This is a genomic window from Brevibacillus sp. AY1 (assembly GCF_029870785.1).
Classification (GTDB): Bacteria; Bacillota; Bacilli; order Brevibacillales; family Brevibacillaceae; genus Brevibacillus; species Brevibacillus invocatus.
The window spans coordinates 28,894-45,760 of the sequence record NZ_JAFLPN010000014.1; the positions used below are offsets into that span (position 1 = coordinate 28,894).

Annotated in this window: 19 protein-coding genes; all 19 read right to left on the bottom strand. The window is 49.0% G+C overall.

Features of this window, described 5'->3' with window-relative positions; translation table 11 throughout:
• Positions 1–22 precede the first annotated feature (22 nt).
• Positions 23–760, bottom strand: coding sequence for a WecB/TagA/CpsF family glycosyltransferase (locus tag JZI27_RS13135; protein ID WP_122907899.1), 738 nt, complete (start codon positions 758–760; stop codon positions 23–25).
• A 91-nt stretch (positions 761–851) separates the two neighbouring features.
• Positions 852–1,310: a 3-hydroxyacyl-ACP dehydratase FabZ gene (gene fabZ / locus JZI27_RS13140; protein ID WP_251242630.1), complete on the bottom strand. Its 459-nt coding sequence runs from the start codon at positions 1,308–1,310 to the stop codon at positions 852–854.
• 163 nt (positions 1,311–1,473) lie between these two features.
• Positions 1,474–1,998, bottom strand: coding sequence for a CDP-alcohol phosphatidyltransferase family protein (locus JZI27_RS13145; protein ID WP_122908118.1), 525 nt, complete (start codon positions 1,996–1,998; stop codon positions 1,474–1,476).
• 243 nt (positions 1,999–2,241) lie between these two features.
• Complete coding sequence (locus JZI27_RS13150; protein WP_122907901.1) at positions 2,242–2,493, bottom strand: DNA-directed RNA polymerase subunit beta; 252 nt, start codon at positions 2,491–2,493, stop codon at positions 2,242–2,244.
• A 28-nt stretch (positions 2,494–2,521) separates the two neighbouring features.
• Positions 2,522–3,373, bottom strand: coding sequence for a flagellar hook-basal body protein (locus tag JZI27_RS13155; RefSeq protein ID WP_122907902.1), 852 nt, complete (start codon positions 3,371–3,373; stop codon positions 2,522–2,524).
• A 20-nt stretch (positions 3,374–3,393) separates the two neighbouring features.
• A complete protein-coding gene (locus JZI27_RS13160; protein ID WP_280207769.1) occupies positions 3,394–4,362 on the bottom strand; it encodes a flagellar hook-basal body protein in 969 nt (322 codons plus the stop codon).
• 6 nt (positions 4,363–4,368) lie between these two features.
• Positions 4,369–5,385: a rod shape-determining protein gene (gene mreB / locus JZI27_RS13165; protein ID WP_122907904.1), complete on the bottom strand. Its 1,017-nt coding sequence runs from the start codon at positions 5,383–5,385 to the stop codon at positions 4,369–4,371.
• An 81-nt stretch (positions 5,386–5,466) separates the two neighbouring features.
• Complete coding sequence (gene spoIIID / locus JZI27_RS13170) at positions 5,467–5,751, bottom strand: sporulation transcriptional regulator SpoIIID (protein ID WP_280207770.1); 285 nt, start codon at positions 5,749–5,751, stop codon at positions 5,467–5,469.
• 195 nt (positions 5,752–5,946) lie between these two features.
• A complete protein-coding gene (locus JZI27_RS13175) occupies positions 5,947–6,681 on the bottom strand; it encodes a peptidoglycan DD-metalloendopeptidase family protein (RefSeq protein WP_280207771.1) in 735 nt (244 codons plus the stop codon).
• Positions 6,682–6,772: 91 nt separating this feature from the next.
• Positions 6,773–7,783 (bottom strand): stage II sporulation protein D, encoded by a 1,011-nt coding sequence (gene spoIID / locus JZI27_RS13180; RefSeq protein WP_251242633.1) that lies wholly within the window; start codon positions 7,781–7,783, stop codon positions 6,773–6,775.
• A gap of 151 nt (positions 7,784–7,934) precedes the next feature.
• On the bottom strand, positions 7,935–9,257 hold the full coding sequence (murA, locus tag JZI27_RS13185; RefSeq protein WP_122907908.1) for a UDP-N-acetylglucosamine 1-carboxyvinyltransferase: 1,323 nt from the start codon (positions 9,255–9,257) through the stop codon (positions 7,935–7,937).
• A gap of 18 nt (positions 9,258–9,275) precedes the next feature.
• Positions 9,276–10,025, bottom strand: coding sequence for a YwmB family TATA-box binding protein (locus tag JZI27_RS13190; protein WP_122907909.1), 750 nt, complete (start codon positions 10,023–10,025; stop codon positions 9,276–9,278).
• Positions 10,026–10,121: 96 nt separating this feature from the next.
• Entirely contained in the window at positions 10,122–10,352 is a 231-nt protein-coding gene (locus tag JZI27_RS13195; protein WP_122907910.1) for a DUF1146 family protein, read from the bottom strand.
• A 200-nt stretch (positions 10,353–10,552) separates the two neighbouring features.
• On the bottom strand, positions 10,553–12,070 hold the full coding sequence (nuoN, locus tag JZI27_RS13200; RefSeq protein WP_280207772.1) for an NADH-quinone oxidoreductase subunit NuoN: 1,518 nt from the start codon (positions 12,068–12,070) through the stop codon (positions 10,553–10,555).
• A 3-nt stretch (positions 12,071–12,073) separates the two neighbouring features.
• Positions 12,074–13,549, bottom strand: a complete 1,476-nt coding sequence (locus tag JZI27_RS13205; protein WP_251242803.1) for a complex I subunit 4 family protein — start codon at positions 13,547–13,549, stop codon at positions 12,074–12,076.
• 49 nt (positions 13,550–13,598) lie between these two features.
• Complete coding sequence (gene nuoL, locus JZI27_RS13210; RefSeq protein WP_280207774.1) at positions 13,599–15,521, bottom strand: NADH-quinone oxidoreductase subunit L; 1,923 nt, start codon at positions 15,519–15,521, stop codon at positions 13,599–13,601.
• Positions 15,522–15,548: 27 nt separating this feature from the next.
• Complete coding sequence (nuoK, locus tag JZI27_RS13215) at positions 15,549–15,860, bottom strand: NADH-quinone oxidoreductase subunit NuoK (protein WP_057134156.1); 312 nt, start codon at positions 15,858–15,860, stop codon at positions 15,549–15,551.
• Complete coding sequence (locus tag JZI27_RS13220) at positions 15,857–16,366, bottom strand: NADH-quinone oxidoreductase subunit J (protein WP_122907913.1); 510 nt, start codon at positions 16,364–16,366, stop codon at positions 15,857–15,859. Before JZI27_RS13220 ends, nuoK begins: the two co-directional genes overlap by 4 nt.
• Positions 16,367–16,780, bottom strand: coding sequence for an NADH-quinone oxidoreductase subunit NuoI (nuoI, locus tag JZI27_RS13225; protein ID WP_122907914.1), 414 nt, complete (start codon positions 16,778–16,780; stop codon positions 16,367–16,369).
• Positions 16,781–16,867 lie beyond the last annotated feature (87 nt).

The window sequence follows — 16,867 nt, forward strand, 5'->3', positions numbered from 1 at the left end:
CTGTCTCCTCTCTACGGGTGCTCTAGGAGCGGTTACTCCATTTTTCTTTTAAGACGGTCCAAACAAATCGCGGTATCGCCAATTGCCGCTTCCAACGTGAAGGCGTAGCAAGCAACCGGTACAGCCATTCCAGATTCAGCTTCTGCCACAGCATAGGGGCTCGTTTTACTTTTCCCGAAATGACGTCAAAAGTTCCGCCCACTCCCATCATCAAGGAAGCTTGCAGTTGGTCGCGGTATCGGGCTAGCCACTGATCTTGCTTGGGCGAACCCATCGCTACAAAGAGCAATTGGGTCTTTTTGCTTGCGATCTCCTGTACGATCTGTTCTTCTTCGTCTTGCCGAAAATAGCCGTCCCTATACCCGACGATGTGCGCATTCGGAAATCGCTGCTCCAGCTTTTGTGCAGCAAGCTGGATCACTTCCGGTGACGCACCCAATAAATACACATTCCATTGTTTTTTGTCTGCTTCTGCCATCAAAGCTTCTACCAGCTCCACGCCGGTTACGCGCTCGTGGATGGGTTGATTCGTCCACTTGGCTGCATATACGATTCCGATCCCATCTGGTACGACATAGGCTTGTTCTACGATTGTGCGAAAAGCCTGATTTTCGTTTGCAAGCATAACAATTTCCGGATTTGCGGTGAGTACATGCATTTGTTCTCCGCTTTCAATCCGTTCCACCAGATGAGTAACAGTCTCGCCAAAGCCGCGTGTAGTAAATGGTACGCCAAGTATATTTGCAACCGGTTTGGTCAATGGTTTCACCTTCAGTTTATTAGACGGTCGACGAGTTAAAAATGTTCCCAGATGCCATTCTAACCGAAAAGAAAGGCACATTCAAGATAGATCAAGAATGTGCCTGTTCCGCATCGATCAGAGCAAACATCAAGTCGCCCTCGGCAACGACCTTGTCGTTTACCATTGCTCGTCCATGCCCTTTTCCAACAGTTCCGCGAACGCGTGTCATTTCGACCTCCAGGATCAGCGTATCTCCAGGCTTTACCTGATCCTTGAAGCGGAACCCATCAATCCCTGCGAACAGTCCAATCTTTCCTTGGTTATCTTCCATGCTCAGCATGGCCACAGCACCCACCTGTGCGAGCGCCTCTACGATCAGCACACCAGGCATGACCGGAAATCCGGGAAAATGCCCCTGAAAGAAAGGCTCGTTAATGGTAACATTCTTAAGTCCGACAGCCCGTTTGCCCAATTCCAGCTCCGTGATCTTGTCCACCAGCAAAAAAGGGTACCGATGCGGAATAACAGCTTGAATCTGTGTACTATCCATAGGTGCTTTCATTTCCACGAACACCGCTCCATTTCCATACTTAACTAGACTTGTCCATGCATGAAGAAGAACCTTCAAACTGAAACTAAAAACAACCACCCGCCTCCGTCAAGTGGAGTACGGGGTTGAGATAAAAGGAGCACTTCCTTCCCTTCCCGGAAGTGCTCTTTTTCCACACATCTTATGACGACTTGTTCAACAAACGAAATTTCCCCAAGTAGATCGCGCTTGCAAGGAAAGAAAATGCAATGACTGACCATAGGATGGCCTCGCTGTACGGATAACGGTACATGACCAAAGGGATAACCAGGTAAAGCAGCACCGTAGTCAGTTTCCCGTAGGCATTGGCTGGTACCGTCTTCTTTCCACGGAAGTGGTAGACAGCTGCAACACCAATCATCGCCACATCCCGAGCAAAGAAAAACAGCGTTGCCCACAGGCTGATCCGATCTGTCAGAAATAATGAGGCTATGACTGCAAGCATCATCAGTTTGTCTGCCAAAGGATCCATCATGACGCCAAACGTGGTCACCAGCTTATACTTCCTTGCGATATACCCATCCGCAATATCTGTCAGCCCTGCCACGATGAGGATGCCCAAGGCGATCTCCAAATGAAAGGGCAGTTCGGAAAAAAACACGTACAGGTACAAAGGGATAAGAACGATGCGAAAGATCGTAAGCATATTAGGAAGATTCACGGATATCCCTCCGTAATGAAAAACTGCACTTCCTTTTTCAACCACTCGATCTATTATACTCTGTGGACAATCTCAACAACAAGTCCTCCAAAACGGTCATGACCGTTTTGGTAACCGCAAGCGGTAACATCGACTTTTATGAAAAACGTCGAGATGTTTCGATCCCCCGATGAGAGGGGACGTTTTTCACAGAAAAAGCAGATAGCCCAAACCAATGGTCCGGGCCCGCTAAGGATGTGAGCTTGTTCCCTATTCCGTATCTGCGAATAGCAAATCATACATATGTTGGTACGTACCCAGATCGAACACTTCCGAAGACGGCTTATCCCCAACAACACCGTAACCGATCATCAATCCAACAACCAGTGAGAAAAACAACAGGATCGGGACCAACAAGACTTTTGCCAACACGACTGGCCATCTCTTGCCGCTCCTGACGCGTTCTTTTTGAGCAACCTCTTGGGTATCTCGCGGGAAACGTTGTCCCTTTCCTTGATTCATTCTGTATCCTCCATCTAGACGAATGGGATTAACGACTGCGTATCGAAGTGGCAATGCCCATCATTTGATCTGTGATCCCAATCGCCCGTGAATTGAGCTGGTATGCGCGCTGAATATTGATGAGCTGAGACATTTCCTCCTGCAGGTTTACATTGGAACCCTCCAATGCTCCTTGACGGACGGAAGCAAGATTGTTCGTCCAAGCCAGCTCGTAGTAATCATCGGGATTAAAGGTCGCAGGATCATCATAAGCAAGCTCTGAAAGACCCCATAGATTTTTTCCAACCTGTCTCATGGAGTCAGGGTTATGTACTTTCCAGATTCCTACTCGTTCAAAGGTAGGTTCTCCGTTAACCGACACATACCCGTCTTCGGAGATCACTAGCTCCCTCACTTCATCCGTAGGAAGAACAAGTGGATTATCCGATTCGTTCAACAGCACATGGCCTGTAGAAGAAACGAGTATAAATCCACCAAAATACGCGCTTTCCTCCAAGTGAAAATTCCCATCGCGCGTAAAGCGCATCTCTTCCACTCGGGCACCGTTTGCATCCGTCTCCTGGGAACCTACCCGAAAATAGCCTTCCCCCTGAATCATCAAATCGGTGGGAACATCGGTTGGTTTCATACTACCCTGTCCCATATCCAGCTTGGTCATTCCGAGTTTGGCTCCACTGCCAATGCGTATACCAACTGGTGAGTTGCGATTTTCACGGTCGGTAGAAGGCTGCTCATTCATCGAATCGGCAAGCAACTCGGAAAACGAAGCGACTCGACGCTTGTATCCAACCGTGTCCAAATTCGACATGTTGTTCGCAGAATTGTCCAGCGCAAGCTGAATACCGCGCAGAGCTGAAGTAGAAATGTTAAGAGACTGCATCTTCGTCCTTACCCCCTAGTTTACCCGTTTACTCGTCCAATTTCATTGGCAGCCTTATCCAAAGTTCCGTCAATCGTAGTCAAAACCCGTTGATTCGCTTCATAGGCGCGCAGTACAGCCATCATGTCCGTCATCGTTTGGGCAGGGTCTACATTCGCCCGCTCAATCCACCCCTGCTTTAATCCGTAACGCCCTGCTATTAGGGGATTCGCGTACTCGCCAGCACCAAACGCAGTCAAGTCTTCAATCTCGGCTTCCTCTAGTGCTGCGGGTGCAATATCACCTTCATAGCGAAACACACTTGTGCCTTCGCGAACCATCATCTGAGGTTTTGTGATGACTGCCAAACCTAGACGCTGATCCATTAAAACAGGTGGATCCTCAGGTTCTCCAGCAGGGTCTTTGTACATCAACTCACCTTGAAGACCGATCTGCAGTAGATCTCCCACTTTCACACCAGCCGGATCATTGATGCGAATGGCCTGATTATCGTTGCCCAACACGTAATAACCATCCGGTGTTACGAGATACCCGTCAAAATTGACATCCCAGTTCCCGTTTCGCGTGTAGCGAATTTGCTCCGGATCAGCGGGTTGCGTCAAATCCTCCAACTTAGCCACGCTAAAGAAGAGGCGTTGTTCATTGCCGTCTTCATCCCTCTGCAGGTTGTCCATCAATGCAACGTCATACGGATTGCGAGTTTCCGCGATATCGCCTTGCCCAAATACCGGCAAAGCTTCTGACATGTACACACCCGTGTGCAGACGACCAATAACGGCAGCCTGTCCATTCATGGTCGGCATTCCTTGAATATCTGGTCCCTGCTGATCGCGAATCCGAGAGATCAGCTGTTCCGGAAATGCACGCATGAGACCCACGTCCTGCTTGTAGCCAGGTGTATTGATATTCGCGATGTTATTCGCCAGTGCTTCGTGTCTGTTCTGCAAGGCCAACATGCCTGATGCAGACGTATACAAGCCTCTGATCACAGGATCTTACCCCCCGAAGAGCTTCTTATTGCGAGTAGCTGGTACTTTATCCAAGTAATCCAACATCATTCCCGTACCTTTGGCTACGCACATCATCGGCTCGTCCGCTACCAGGACTGGAACCTTCAGTTCCTCTGCCAGCATCTGGTCAAGTCCGTGCAAAAGTGCGCCGCCACCAGTCAGGAATACACCCTTATCTATTATATCGGCAGAAAGCTCCGGAGGTGTTCGTTCTAAAACAGATTTTGATGCTTGTACAATTGCACTAACCGACTCAGCCAGGGCTTCTTGGACTTCATGGGAGCGAATATTAATGGTTTGCGGCAATCCGCTTACCATATCTCGTCCACGAATGTCCATTTCGTCCTGGCGTCCGCCGAATACAGTTCCAATCTGAACTTTAATATCTTCAGCCGTACGTTCACCAATCAGCAACTTGTATTTATTCTTTATGTATCGCATGATCGCCACGTCAAACGTATCGCCTGCGATTTTGATGGAAGAAGACGTGACGATATCACCCATCGAAAGTACGGCTACGTCCGTTGTACCGCCACCGATATCGACAACCATATTTCCGGACGGCTGAAAAATGTCCATGCCAGCGCCAACAGCAGCTACTTTTGGCTCTTCCTCAATATACACTTCTCTCGCTCCGCCGCTTCGTTCAGCCGCTTCGCGAATGGCCTTTTGTTCCACAGACGTGATGTTTGTTGGACAACAAATCAAGATACGCGGACGAGCAAACATGCTTTTTCCGCCGATTTTGGTCAAGAAATGCTTAAGCATGGCCTCAGTAATTTCGAAGTCCGCAATAACCCCTTCTCGCAAAGGTCGGATCGCTACGATATTCCCTGGAGTCCGGCCTACCATTCGATAGGCTTCATTGCCTACAGCCAACACTTTTCTTGTTTGATTGTCAATTGCCACGACAGCTGGTTCGTCAAGGACAATTCCTTTGCCTTTCACAAATACCAAGACGTTTGCCGTCCCCAAGTCGATTCCGATATCTTTGCCAAACATTGCAAGGTCCTCCCTGTTACCAGTTACATTCCTAACTAATATCATAGGCTCTTCTACGTGAGAGGACAAGGAAATTCTTTCTTACACACTTTCCTCCTGTTCTACATGCACTTTTTTGCTACGTCTCTTGTACTTGATTTTCGTTGCCTCTCCTCCGCGAAGATGACGGATAGCCTTGTGGTATTCCAAAATTTCCTTTACTTGGTTGGCCAACTCGGGATTTATTTCAGGCAACCGCTCTGTCAGGTCCTTGTGCACTGTACTTTTGGAAACACCGAATTCTTTGGCGATCATCCGAACCGTATTGCGCGTCTCTAAAATATATCGGCCGATTTTGATGGTCCGCTCTTTGATGTAGTCGTGCACATCACTCGCCTCCTTGTATCTACATTGTCTGATACAATATATGGGTGGGTGCGGACACATATTCTACGTTTCCAAGCCTGACAAGCCAGCACGGCCGCATCTTTTTTTCACAGTTTGTACACATGCAAAAAGTCGAAGCGTTTTGCACAAAAAAACACCTGTAAAAAATTGGGATTTTACAGGTGTTTTTTACGATTATTGATTTTTTGCTTCCGGCTGAAGCAGGTATTGCTCCGGATTTACTGCCTTGCCATCGACACGTACTTCAAAGTGAAGATGTACACTGGCATCTTTTTCATACTCGCTGCGTCCTGCAGAACCAAGCACCTGTCCTTGTGTGACCTCGTCGCCCGGTTTTACAATGATATTCTCCAAGCTTTGATACACACTAACCATCTTGTCAGCATGCTCGACTTCGACGACTCGACCGACGAGTGGATCATTTTCCACTTTCGTCACTTTACCAGCCAATGCAGCTACGACATCAAAGCTCTTGCCGTCGACTGCCTTCAAATCGATTCCCGTGTGAGGGAAGTAGGAATTGTTGTACTTGATCAACGCTTTTTGCTGCTCTTCCGCTGTTGCCTTTTCATCGAAGAAGCTCATGACCTGATCGTACTGAACTCCTGCTCCGACTGGCCATGCCAGTGGTTCCACGCTACCTGCTACAGGTACTGCATCATCGCCTTGTGTATCAGTCCCAGGAGTTGGATTACCCTCTGGGTTCGTCACTACCACGCCATCCTGTGGATTGGTCAATTCGGATACCGTGCTGATGACATTACCCTGATACCACATCACAAAAGCGAGAATGATTGCTGCAGTACCGATGTAGATCGCCGGAAACGCCCATTTCTTGCCCATCATCTTTTTCCAAGAACTTGACTTCTTGAATGGAATCGGTTGATTTTGATTTTTTTCATTTTCCATTTTATTCATCACCTCATCCCTCAGTATCGCCAGAATTTTGACGTATAAACCTGAGAGAGAAGGGAAAATTAAAAATTTACCAATTGCCCATCTAAACGGAGAGAAACTTCGAATAATCCTGCAAATCGATCCCCTGATAATAATATTTCACGATCTGCTCTGCGTTTTTCCCTGACTTCGCCATTCCATTTGCCCCCCATTGACTCATGCCGACGCCATGGCCGTACCCCTTGGTCGTGATATAGACCTGCTTGCCCCGCAATTCCATCGTAAACGACGAAGAGTTGAGATTCAGCTTTTCCCGCACTTCCCGTCCTGAGAAATCCTTTCCTCCAATGTGGATCTTACCGACGCGATTCCCCGTAGTCGTTGAAGTCACGCGAAACCAGGAACCATTGGAAGACACCTCTTGCACCAGCTTCACCCCAAGACTTTTTTCCAGCTCCTCAGTTGTAAAAACGACGGTTTCCTGATAGCGGGGAGAATCAATGTCCCACGGACTCGCCACGCTTTTCAAATAAGGAATGGCTTTTTCCCAATACTCACCGGAGTTCTCAGTGAAGCCATTGCTGGTGGAAAAGAAGGTCGCGTCAATCGGCTGTCCCTGAAAGGTAAGCACAATGCCTGCCGTGGCCTGAACCGCTTGTTGAATCCGCTTGTTTTTCCACTCGTACTGACTGCTCCATCGTTCTTTGCGCTGTACTTCATCCATATAGACCTGGTGACGGACTGTGTCCAGCACCTGAGCCCCATCCGGTACATCGTCCCATTTTCCCTCGCTCAGCCTGCGCACAATGTATGTTCTCGCAGCCATCGCCTGTGCCTTGAGAGCTTCCAGTTCAAACTCTGCCGGCATTTCCGCGGCCACCACTCCGGTGATGTACTCTTCCATTGGTAGTGTTTCCACCACTTTTTTCTCCGTACGGTAAACCTTCACTTCCAGACCTGGCTTTATGACGGCCTGGTTGTCCGGTTGCAGGACGGCGACACTCTCTCCCCCCGCTACCTGACTGGTTGGTGAAAACAGATATACCAAGGCGGCTGGCATGAGAACGAGCAAGATCGGTAATGCGACAAACCACATGACAAAATAACGTTTCATGCTTGGAATCCTCCCCGTATCGTGCTGACACTTCCAGTCTATGTACTGTATCCATACGATAGAACGAGAGAATGAGAGAGAAGCGAGAATGCAAAAAGGCCCCCTGCTAGCAGAGAGCCTTTCTTTCATATCTATGCCTGGACGGCAAGTATTACGCAAAGTTGGGTGAAAAATTGATCTTAATCGCTTCCGGAGCTGCAGCTTCCTGCTGCTCTTGATGAATGTAGCGCTCCACGTCTGCGCCCAACGCTTGAAGTTTTTCCGCAAAGTTGACGTAGCCTCGGTCGATGTGATGCAAGGCTGTAACTTCCGTATCGCCTTCAGATACCAATCCGGCCAAGACCAGAGCTGCACCTGCGCGCAAATCTGTAGCGGCTACCTTGCTGCCAGTCAGCTTGGCTCCACCCTCGACGATGGCGCTGCGTCCCTCAATCTTGATATTGGCGTTCATCCGACGGAACTCCTCGACATGCATGAAGCGATTTTCAAAAACCGTCTCTGTCACAATGCTTGTACCCTCGGAAACGAGCAACAAAGCCATCATTTGTGACTGCATATCGGTAGGGAAACCAGGGTATGGCAAGGTCTTCAAGTCAACAGCCTTCAGCTTGCCCTTGCGCGTCACGCGAATGCCGTTTTCCTGTTCGTCTACTTCTACGCCCATCTCTCTCAGCTTGGCTGTAACAGACTTCAGATGGTCGCAGATCGCACCTTCTACAAACACATCGCCACCCGTAATAGCAGCAGCTACCATAAACGTACCTGCTTCAATCCGGTCAGGAATCACACAATGTGTGCAGCCCTTCATGGTTTCAACGCCTTCGATCCGAATCGAACCAGTACCAGCACCGCGGATTTTTGCTCCCATTCGGTTGAGATAGTTGGCCAAATCCACGATTTCAGGTTCTTCTGCGGCATTTTCAATCACGGTCGTGCCTTCTGCCAAAGCAGCGGCCATCATGATGTTTTCGGTTGCTCCTACACTGGCGATATCCAGGTAAATTTTCGCACCTTTCAATCTGCCCTCCACGCTCGCATCAATAAATCCTTGTCCGATATCGATTTTTGCTCCCATCGCCTCAAAGCCTTTGAGGTGCTGATCGATTGGTCGCGTCCCAATGGCGCAACCACCTGGAAGAGCGACACGTGCCCGTCCCTTTCTCGCTAAAAGCGGTCCCATTACCAAGAAGGACGCCCGCATTTTGCGAACAAGTTCATAGGATGCCTCAACGCTCGACAAAGAGGAAGCGTCGATTGTCAGCACTTCATGATCATATGTAAGGGAGATTCCCATCGATTTCAAGAGGTCGCATATCGTCCTAACGTCGTCAAGGGCTGGAACATCCGAAATGATGCTTGTCCCTTCTTCTGCCAGGATAGATGCTGCAATGATAGGGAGTACGGCATTTTTGGCTCCGGAAACCTTGACGTTTCCTACCAATGCCTTACCACCGCGGACAATCATTTTATCCAATGTGTACCCCTCCGCGTGCTAATATTCCACTGTGATGATTGGTGTGCCTACGGTGATCTGCGTTCCTGCATGACTGTCTCGATGCGTTGCCACCTGTAGGTTCATCTTGTCCCCGTTTAGCGAAATGAACGGCTTCCACAGCTTCGTGTAGCCGGAAATACTGACTACAGTTTCATCTGCTAAACGTTCTCGTTCTTTGGCTTGGAGGGCCTGAAAAATCGACAATATTTTACCCTCCTGTTGATCAACACTCATCTTAACATTGTACATTCCGCGAATACAAGTGCTAATTTGCGGAATAAAGTCGGCTTTTGACAAGGATTTTACAAAGTTATCCTGCGTAGATTCAATATATGGTAGTGATTCACGGCTTCCGGTTAGTTCCAACACTAGATATGTATCAAATGCACCATTTATGGAAACTCCTGTTATTTCAAAACGTACCTGTACGCCATCCTGGATGATTTCTGCCGTGTGAGAGACGATGTGATTCTCTTGAGAAAAAACGAAGCTGGTAACCGGAATTGCGAGTTCTGTTGCCCAACTGTTTGCCAACTTTTCAAGCTCCGCAGGACTTTCTACCTGTCCAAGCGATGTGCGGCCGCGCATCTGAACCTGTAGTCCGGTAGCTCCCGTCTCTTCGATTACCGCAAGCAACCGCGCAGCAATTGCCACATCGGGAATTTCCTTCGCTTGTGCCGGTACCCAATAGACGATCCCCAAAACGATTAGCATCGCTAGAGACAACAAACCTGACCACATTTTCATTTCTTCTCTCTCCCATTCATGTAGCTCTTTGTACTTCTCAGTTTGCACATGAAATTGGGTGGATATACCAATAAATTCAGATTACACGTGAGAGAATTAGGAGAACAGATTTCCGATGATCAGCGACCAACCCAGATAATCGCTGAAGAAGCGGGACAACTCATAGCCAATTACAATAGACAAAAAGATTTGCAGCAGCTTGGCTTGTGCGCTGTTCGGTTTTTTTAGGAGTTTTTCAAACCTTACAGCCTGAAGGGTCCACCAGCTTAATCCAATAAAGACGATGGACAGGATGATACTTAAGAAGCCATATATTTCACTCGGCACAATCCGTTCCTCCTCTATTGAAAATACATGAGCCATCTTACCTTTGCCAAGAGTCTGATGGTACAGAAATTCGGGTTCTCCGCGATATATAAGCGGTTTTAACAGATTTAACATATTTATACGGAAAAAAGGGACGGTCATTGGTTGACCATCCCTTTTATTGTACATGAAGTACGGGTCTGTTTCGAGTTTCATTGTGCTCAAGAAGGCAGCATATTTCCAAAGTCGAACGACGGGTTAAAGTTTACTTGGATATAATCGGTCACGAGTCCCGGGAAGACACCGAAGAACACGGTCGCGATCGCGAGCAGCAATACAAGTAGCCAGATTCCTCTTGGTACGGCCAACGGTGCTTCGCTCTCTCCTGAGCGCATGTACATCTGCCGGATAATCCCGAAGTAATAGTAATAGGAAACGACGCTGGTCACGATCATGACACCCGACAGCCAGTAGTTCTCTTGGGCCAGCGCCCCCATGAACAGATAGAATTTCCCGAAGAAGCCGACCGAGATGGGAATCCCCGCCAAGGAAAGGAGGAAAATCGTCATCGAGATCGCCATGACAGGAGAGCGATGGTACAAGCCGGCAAATCCTTTCAGGTCTTCCGTCTGTTGTTCTTTGGCCACCACCATGATCACGGCAAACGCACCAAAGCTCACGAGCAAATAACCGAATAGATAGAAGATCACTTCACTGAAAAACAGAGTCGTCGGCGGTGAGAACGGTACCAGCAAATAACCTGCCTGTGCGATACCCGAATACGCCATCATCCGCTTGACGTTGGTCTGTTTGAGGGCCATCGTATTTCCGATGATCATCGACGCTGCTGCTATGAGTCCCAGATACAAGCTGCCCTGTACGAAAAAGAAAGGTCCTTCAGCACTTGGCACTTGCAGAAAACTAATCAGCAGCAATCGGAATACGAGGGAAAATCCAGCTGCTTTCGAGACAACTGCCAGGAAAGCTGTCACCGGGGTCGGAGCTCCCTGGTAGACGTCCGGTGCCCACATATGGTTGGGTGCCGCAGAGATTTTAAAGGCAAGGCCAACCGCTAGAAATGCAAACGCCATATAGATGATAAACTGGTAGCCCATCATCCCCGCTTCCGCGAGACGCTGCGAAATTTCGTAGATGTTGGTGGTTCCCGTCAAGCCGTACACATACGACATCCCAAACAAGGTCACTGCGGTGGCAATCGAGCCGGAAACGACGTATTTAAATGCCGACTCGTTGGAATGGAGAGACTTTTTCCGCATGCCAACCAGCACATACGATGACAGCGACAGCAGCTCCAGCCCGACAAACATCGTGATCAGGTCCGCCGAGGAGGCCATGACCATCGCACCAAGCAAACCGCTGAGCAACAGGTAGTAATATTCTCCCCTATGTGCCACCTCTCCCTGATTTAAATAGGAGAGGGAGATCAGGATCGTGAATGCAGTCCCGCCCAGGAAGAGCAGTTTGAAAGCATTGCCGTAGTCATCGATACGAATCATGTCCGCCATGTAGCTGTATGGCTGATCAAGCGTCGTCATGTTGACGAAAACAAATGTCGTTGCCAGCAGCACCCCCACCAGGGAAAGCAGTCCGATCGCTTGTTTACCCAATCGCTTTCCGGCGAACAGATCGAGAAGTGATAGCCCTGTAGCAAAGCCTAGAATGATAAATTCGGGCAGAAGGTAGCTCCAGTCATATGAGAAGATGTCTTTTACTTCCATGGCTTACCCTCCTATTCCCGTCACGATGGGTACGATTGTTTTCAAGGTCTGCTGCAGCGGATTTCCCAAAATGGCAGGATACACCCCGATCAGGATGATGAAGCCGAGGAGGACAACCATCGGGATCACTTCCATTGGTTGAGCATCCGCGAGACGATTAAAACGGTCAGGTGTTGGGCCGAATGTAGTACGCAATATGGCACGCAGCAAGTATACTGCCGTCAGTACGATACCGAGTGCGCCGACGACTGCCATGACTGGAAGTTTGCCGAACAATCCCAGGAAGGCGAAGAACTCGCTGATGAATCCAGACATCCCCGGCAATCCGAGGGACGCCATCCCTCCTGCCAGCAAGATTCCACTGACAAATGGCATGGATTTGGCCAATCCCCCCAGCTCGTCGATCATCGAGGTTTGGGTACGATCCCAAATCACGCCGATCAGGAAGAAGAGCAGTGCAGAGATAAAGCCGTGCGATACGATCTGGAACATGGCCCCTTGAAAGCCGATGGTATTCATCGCCGCAAATCCGAGCAGGACAATTCCCATGTGACTGATACTGGAATAGGCCAGAACCATTTTCAAATCCTTTTGCACATATGCGAGTACCGCGCCGTACAGAATGTTGATGATGCCAAGCACGGCCAACCAGGTAGCGAACTGGTATGCCTGCTCAGGGAAAAATCCAATCCCCATCCGCAGGACCCCGTAAGCCCCCATCTTCAGCAAAATGCCGGAGTGAATCATCACGATAGACGGAGGTGCCTGAACGTGTACTTTTAGCATCCAGGTATGGAACGGAAATACCGGAAGCTTGATGGCAAATGCGATGAACAAAGCCAGGAACAGGCCAAATCGGAGTTCAGGAGTGATCGCTGATGCGACCGGATGACCCGCCGTCGTCAATGCATTTGAAATCTGATCCATGTTCATCGTCTGCAAGAGAAGATAGAGAACAATGAACGCAATCAGCATGATTCCAGAGCCAATCCCGTTGTACAGCAAGAATTTGTTTGCTGCCTTCTCCCGTTCACCATAACCCCAGATTCCGACGAGGAAAAACATCGGCACTAGCGTCATTTCAAAAAAGATAAAGAACAGGAACAGGTTATCTGCTGCAAAAACGCCCAACATTCCGATTAGCAACACATGAAACAGGATAAAAAACTCTTTCAGCCTCTTCTTGATCTGCCAGGAAGCGACTGCCGCCAGCGTAGCGATAATAGCAGTCAGAACGAGCAGCGGCATGGAAACCCCGTCAACACCCAGTTCGTAGTTAATTTCCAACCCGTAGGGATTACCTGCCTGATCAAATGAGATGGGAATCGAAATCCAATCGTATTTCTCGACAAACTGCAGATTGGATGACCCGTAATGAAAGGAAGCAAACAAATATAGAGACAACAGAAGCGGAAGCAACGTACCAAGGACTCCCACTTTTTTGATGACCCCACCCTGGTGTTGAGGGATGAAAGCCATGATCAAGATCGCCAGAACGGGCGAGAATACCAGCACCGACAAGAGGATGCTATTGACCAGATCCAAAGCGTCCACCCCCTTGTGCCGTCAAGCTGATGGCGATGATCAACAACAACAGACCAAACAACACCATCGCTCCATACGATTGAATCTGTCCATTTTGTGCTTTCGTGTGAAGCGCAGCGATGCCAGTCGCGATTTTGGCTGTGAGTCCAACCAAACCGTCGATGACATACTTATCAAAGCCATTCAACACTACACCGATCCACCCAAGCGGCCGAACGATCACTGCATGATAAAGCTCATCCACGTAATACTTGCGGTAGGAGAGCTGATAAAGCCATGGGAGCGTCTCCGGGATGGTATCGGAAGGGATTTTCTTCTTGCCGTACATCAGATAGGCGAGCACGATTCCCGCGATCGATATCAGCAAAGCCACAACTTGCAGCCATGATGCCGCATGCGCCACTTCGTCTCCAAAAACCTGGCTGATTGCCGTTCCTGTATCGGAAGCGAGCAGCCAATCAGACAAATACGGTCCATATGGAGTATTGATGAAGCCTGCCACAATCGCCAAAAGCGCGAGGATCAAGAGTGGACCTGTCATGACTGCAGGAGATTCATGCGGTACGTGTTTTCCCCGTGGTTTTCCCGCGAAGGTCAGGAAGAACAAACGGAACATGTAGAAAGCCGTGAAGAACGCTGCGACCAGAGCGATAATCAGCAGGTCAAATCGATGCGCCCCATAAACAGCGCCGATAATCGCCTCTTTCGACCAGAATCCAGCGAACGGGAATATCCCCGCGATAGCCAGACAGCCAATTAAAAAGGTTAATGCGGTAATCGGCATTTTCTTCCAAATGCCACCCATTTCAAATACATTTTGCGTATGTACAGCGTGAATGACGCTGCCCGCTCCCAGGAAGAGAAGGGCTTTGAAAAAGGCGTGGGTCATCAAATGGAAAGAACCTGCTACGTAACCTGCCGCTCCTGCTACACCGAGAGCCATCATCATGTACCCGAGTTGACTCACTGTAGAGTATGCGAGCACTCGCTTGATATCGGTCTGGGTGAGACCAATCGACGCCGCAAAAATAGCTGTGAAGCCGCCTACGTACGCCACTACGTTCAACGCTGTATCCGATGCGATAAACAAAGGAAAGGTAGCTGCTACCAGATAAACCCCTGCTGCAACCATCGTCGCCGCGTGAATCAAGGCCGATACAGGTGTCGGACCTTCCATCGCATCAGGAAGCCAGGTATGCAGCGGAAACTGACCGGATTTTCCAACCGCTCCCACAAAAATCAGGATAGCCGCCAAAGTAATCATCCACGGGTCCAGTTTGCCTAGCGCAACACTGTCAAAGATTTGCGTATATTCAAAGCTTCCTGTCCACCAGAACAACAGACAGATGGCGATAAACAGACCCAGATCCCCGATCCGTGTAACAATAAACGCTTTTTTGGCTGCTGCTTTCGCTTCGTTCTTGAAGTAGTAGTAACCCACCAAGAGGAACGAACAGACCCCGACCAATTCCCAGAAAATATACACCTGCAGCAGGTTCGGAGAGAGCACAAGACCCAGCATGGAAAAGGTAAACAGCGCCAGATACTGATAAAACACCGGAAAACGCTCATCTCCGTGCATGTAGCCTTTGGAGTAGATCTGTACCAAGAGGCTTACGAGGGTCACGATTACCAGCATCATCGCGTTCAGCTGATTGACTTCGAAACCCATGCTGATCACAATATCTCCGACCTGCAACCAGTTCACGTTAAATTTATAATTTGCCGCTCCATCCTGGAATCTCTCCCAAAAGGTAAGCAGCGCTAGCCCAAAAGAGATCCCGGTCAGCACGATCCCAACCAAGGCAGCTCCTTCTTTCAACTGGCGACCAAACGAAACGATCACGATGAAAGCAAGAAGCGGAAACAGAGGGATGAGCCAGGCGTAAGCAAATAGAGTATCCATCTTTGTCCTCCTTATCAGGTTTCCATCTTATCGTTTCATCTGATCCATCTCGTCTACATTGACCGTCGCTTTGTTTCGGTACAAGGCAATCAGGATCGCCAATCCTACCGCTACCTCAGCGGCCGCTACCGTCATGGTAAACAAAGTAAATATTTGCCCTGCAACACCAGGATGCAAACCAAACTTGGAGAACGCCACCAGATTGATGTTCACCGCGTTTAGCATCAACTCAATGGAAATCAGCACAACCACAGCATTCCGCTTCGTCAGTGCTCCGTACAACCCAACACAGAACAGGATCAACGCGACCATCAAATAGGAGGAAATGCTCACTGTCATGGTTTATCCTCCTCCTTCTTTGCCATGATGATTGCCCCTACCAGGGAAACTAGCAACAGGACGGAAAGCAGCTCGAACGGAATCACGTATTTGGTGAACACCTCAATACCAATCTCTTTGGCATTGCTGACAGCCGATGGCACTGGCTGGGTCGGTTCCGCCCAAGGCGTATTTTGGATTCCCCAGAAAATGAGCCCAAATACAATCGCCACGAACACGAGTGCAAAACGGTTTTTCCAAGATGGCCCTGCTCCCTCGTCCTTGGCGTCATGCTTGGTCAACATGATTCCGAACAACATCAGAATGGAAATGGCACCTGAGTATACGAGAATTTGGGAGACCCCGACAAACTCAGCACCGAGTAGCACGAAAAGACCGGCAATGCTGATAAAGGTAACGCCCAGTGAAATGACCATATGCACAACGCGGGTAAAGCTGATCATAAATACGGCTCCACCAATGGTCAGGAGAGAAAGGATGAAAAAGGCTATAAATTCGCCGCTCATTTAGTTCTCCTCCCTGACGTTGGTATTGTTGTCGTCCAGCCATTTGAGATCCTTGTACAACTCGTCTCTGCTATAAACGGCCAATTCAAAGTTGTTGGTCATGACAATCGCTTCTGTCGGACAAACCTCTGTACAAAGATCGCACAGGATACAGATCTCGAAATTAATATCGTAGGTGTCGATGATTTTCCCTTTCTTCTCCGGGTCCGGATGAGGCTTTCCTGTCAACTGGATGCACTCGGTCGGACAAACGCGTGCGCACTGGTTGCAGACGATGCATTTTTCCGGGGAAAAGTGCTGGATGCCACGAAAGCGCGGCGGCATGGGAAAGGGTACATCGGGATAGAAATGGGTCACTTTTTTCTCAGTCAACTTTTTAAAGGTATACCCCAGGCCTTTGGCCAATCCTAGCATGTATGTCACCCCTCAGGATTAGAGAACTTGACTGCGCCAAGCCTTTCAGCGAAGCCCTGCAATAAAGCATGGACGGATCATGCTTTC

What these genes read in the sequence shown, in the direction of transcription:
- spoIID (WP_251242633.1), bottom strand. Translation starts at nt 7,783, where the DNA reads ATGAAACGTTATTTTGTCATGTGGTTTGTCGCATTACCGATCTTGCTC.
- nuoK (WP_057134156.1), bottom strand. Translation starts at nt 15,860, where the DNA reads ATGACAGTGAGCATTTCCTCCTATTTGATGGTCGCGTTGATCCTGTTC.
- JZI27_RS13190 (WP_122907909.1), bottom strand. Translation starts at nt 10,025, where the DNA reads ATGAAAATGTGGTCAGGTTTGTTGTCTCTAGCGATGCTAATCGTTTTG.
- mreB (WP_122907904.1), bottom strand. Translation starts at nt 5,385, where the DNA reads ATGTTTGGCAAAGATATCGGAATCGACTTGGGGACGGCAAACGTCTTG.
- nuoI (WP_122907914.1), bottom strand. Translation starts at nt 16,780, where the DNA reads ATGCTAGGATTGGCCAAAGGCCTGGGGTATACCTTTAAAAAGTTGACT.
- JZI27_RS13205 (WP_251242803.1), bottom strand. Translation starts at nt 13,549, where the DNA reads ATGGCTTTCATCCCTCAACACCAGGGTGGGGTCATCAAAAAAGTGGGA.
- JZI27_RS13150 (WP_122907901.1), bottom strand. Translation starts at nt 2,493, where the DNA reads ATGAATCAAGGAAAGGGACAACGTTTCCCGCGAGATACCCAAGAGGTT.
- JZI27_RS13220 (WP_122907913.1), bottom strand. Translation starts at nt 16,366, where the DNA reads ATGAGCGGCGAATTTATAGCCTTTTTCATCCTTTCTCTCCTGACCATT.
- nuoN (WP_280207772.1), bottom strand. Translation starts at nt 12,070, where the DNA reads ATGGAAGTAAAAGACATCTTCTCATATGACTGGAGCTACCTTCTGCCC.
- JZI27_RS13175 (WP_280207771.1), bottom strand. Translation starts at nt 6,681, where the DNA reads ATGGAAAATGAAAAAAATCAAAATCAACCGATTCCATTCAAGAAGTCA.
- JZI27_RS13155 (WP_122907902.1), bottom strand. Translation starts at nt 3,373, where the DNA reads ATGCAGTCTCTTAACATTTCTACTTCAGCTCTGCGCGGTATTCAGCTT.
- nuoL (WP_280207774.1), bottom strand. Translation starts at nt 15,521, where the DNA reads ATGGATACTCTATTTGCTTACGCCTGGCTCATCCCTCTGTTTCCGCTT.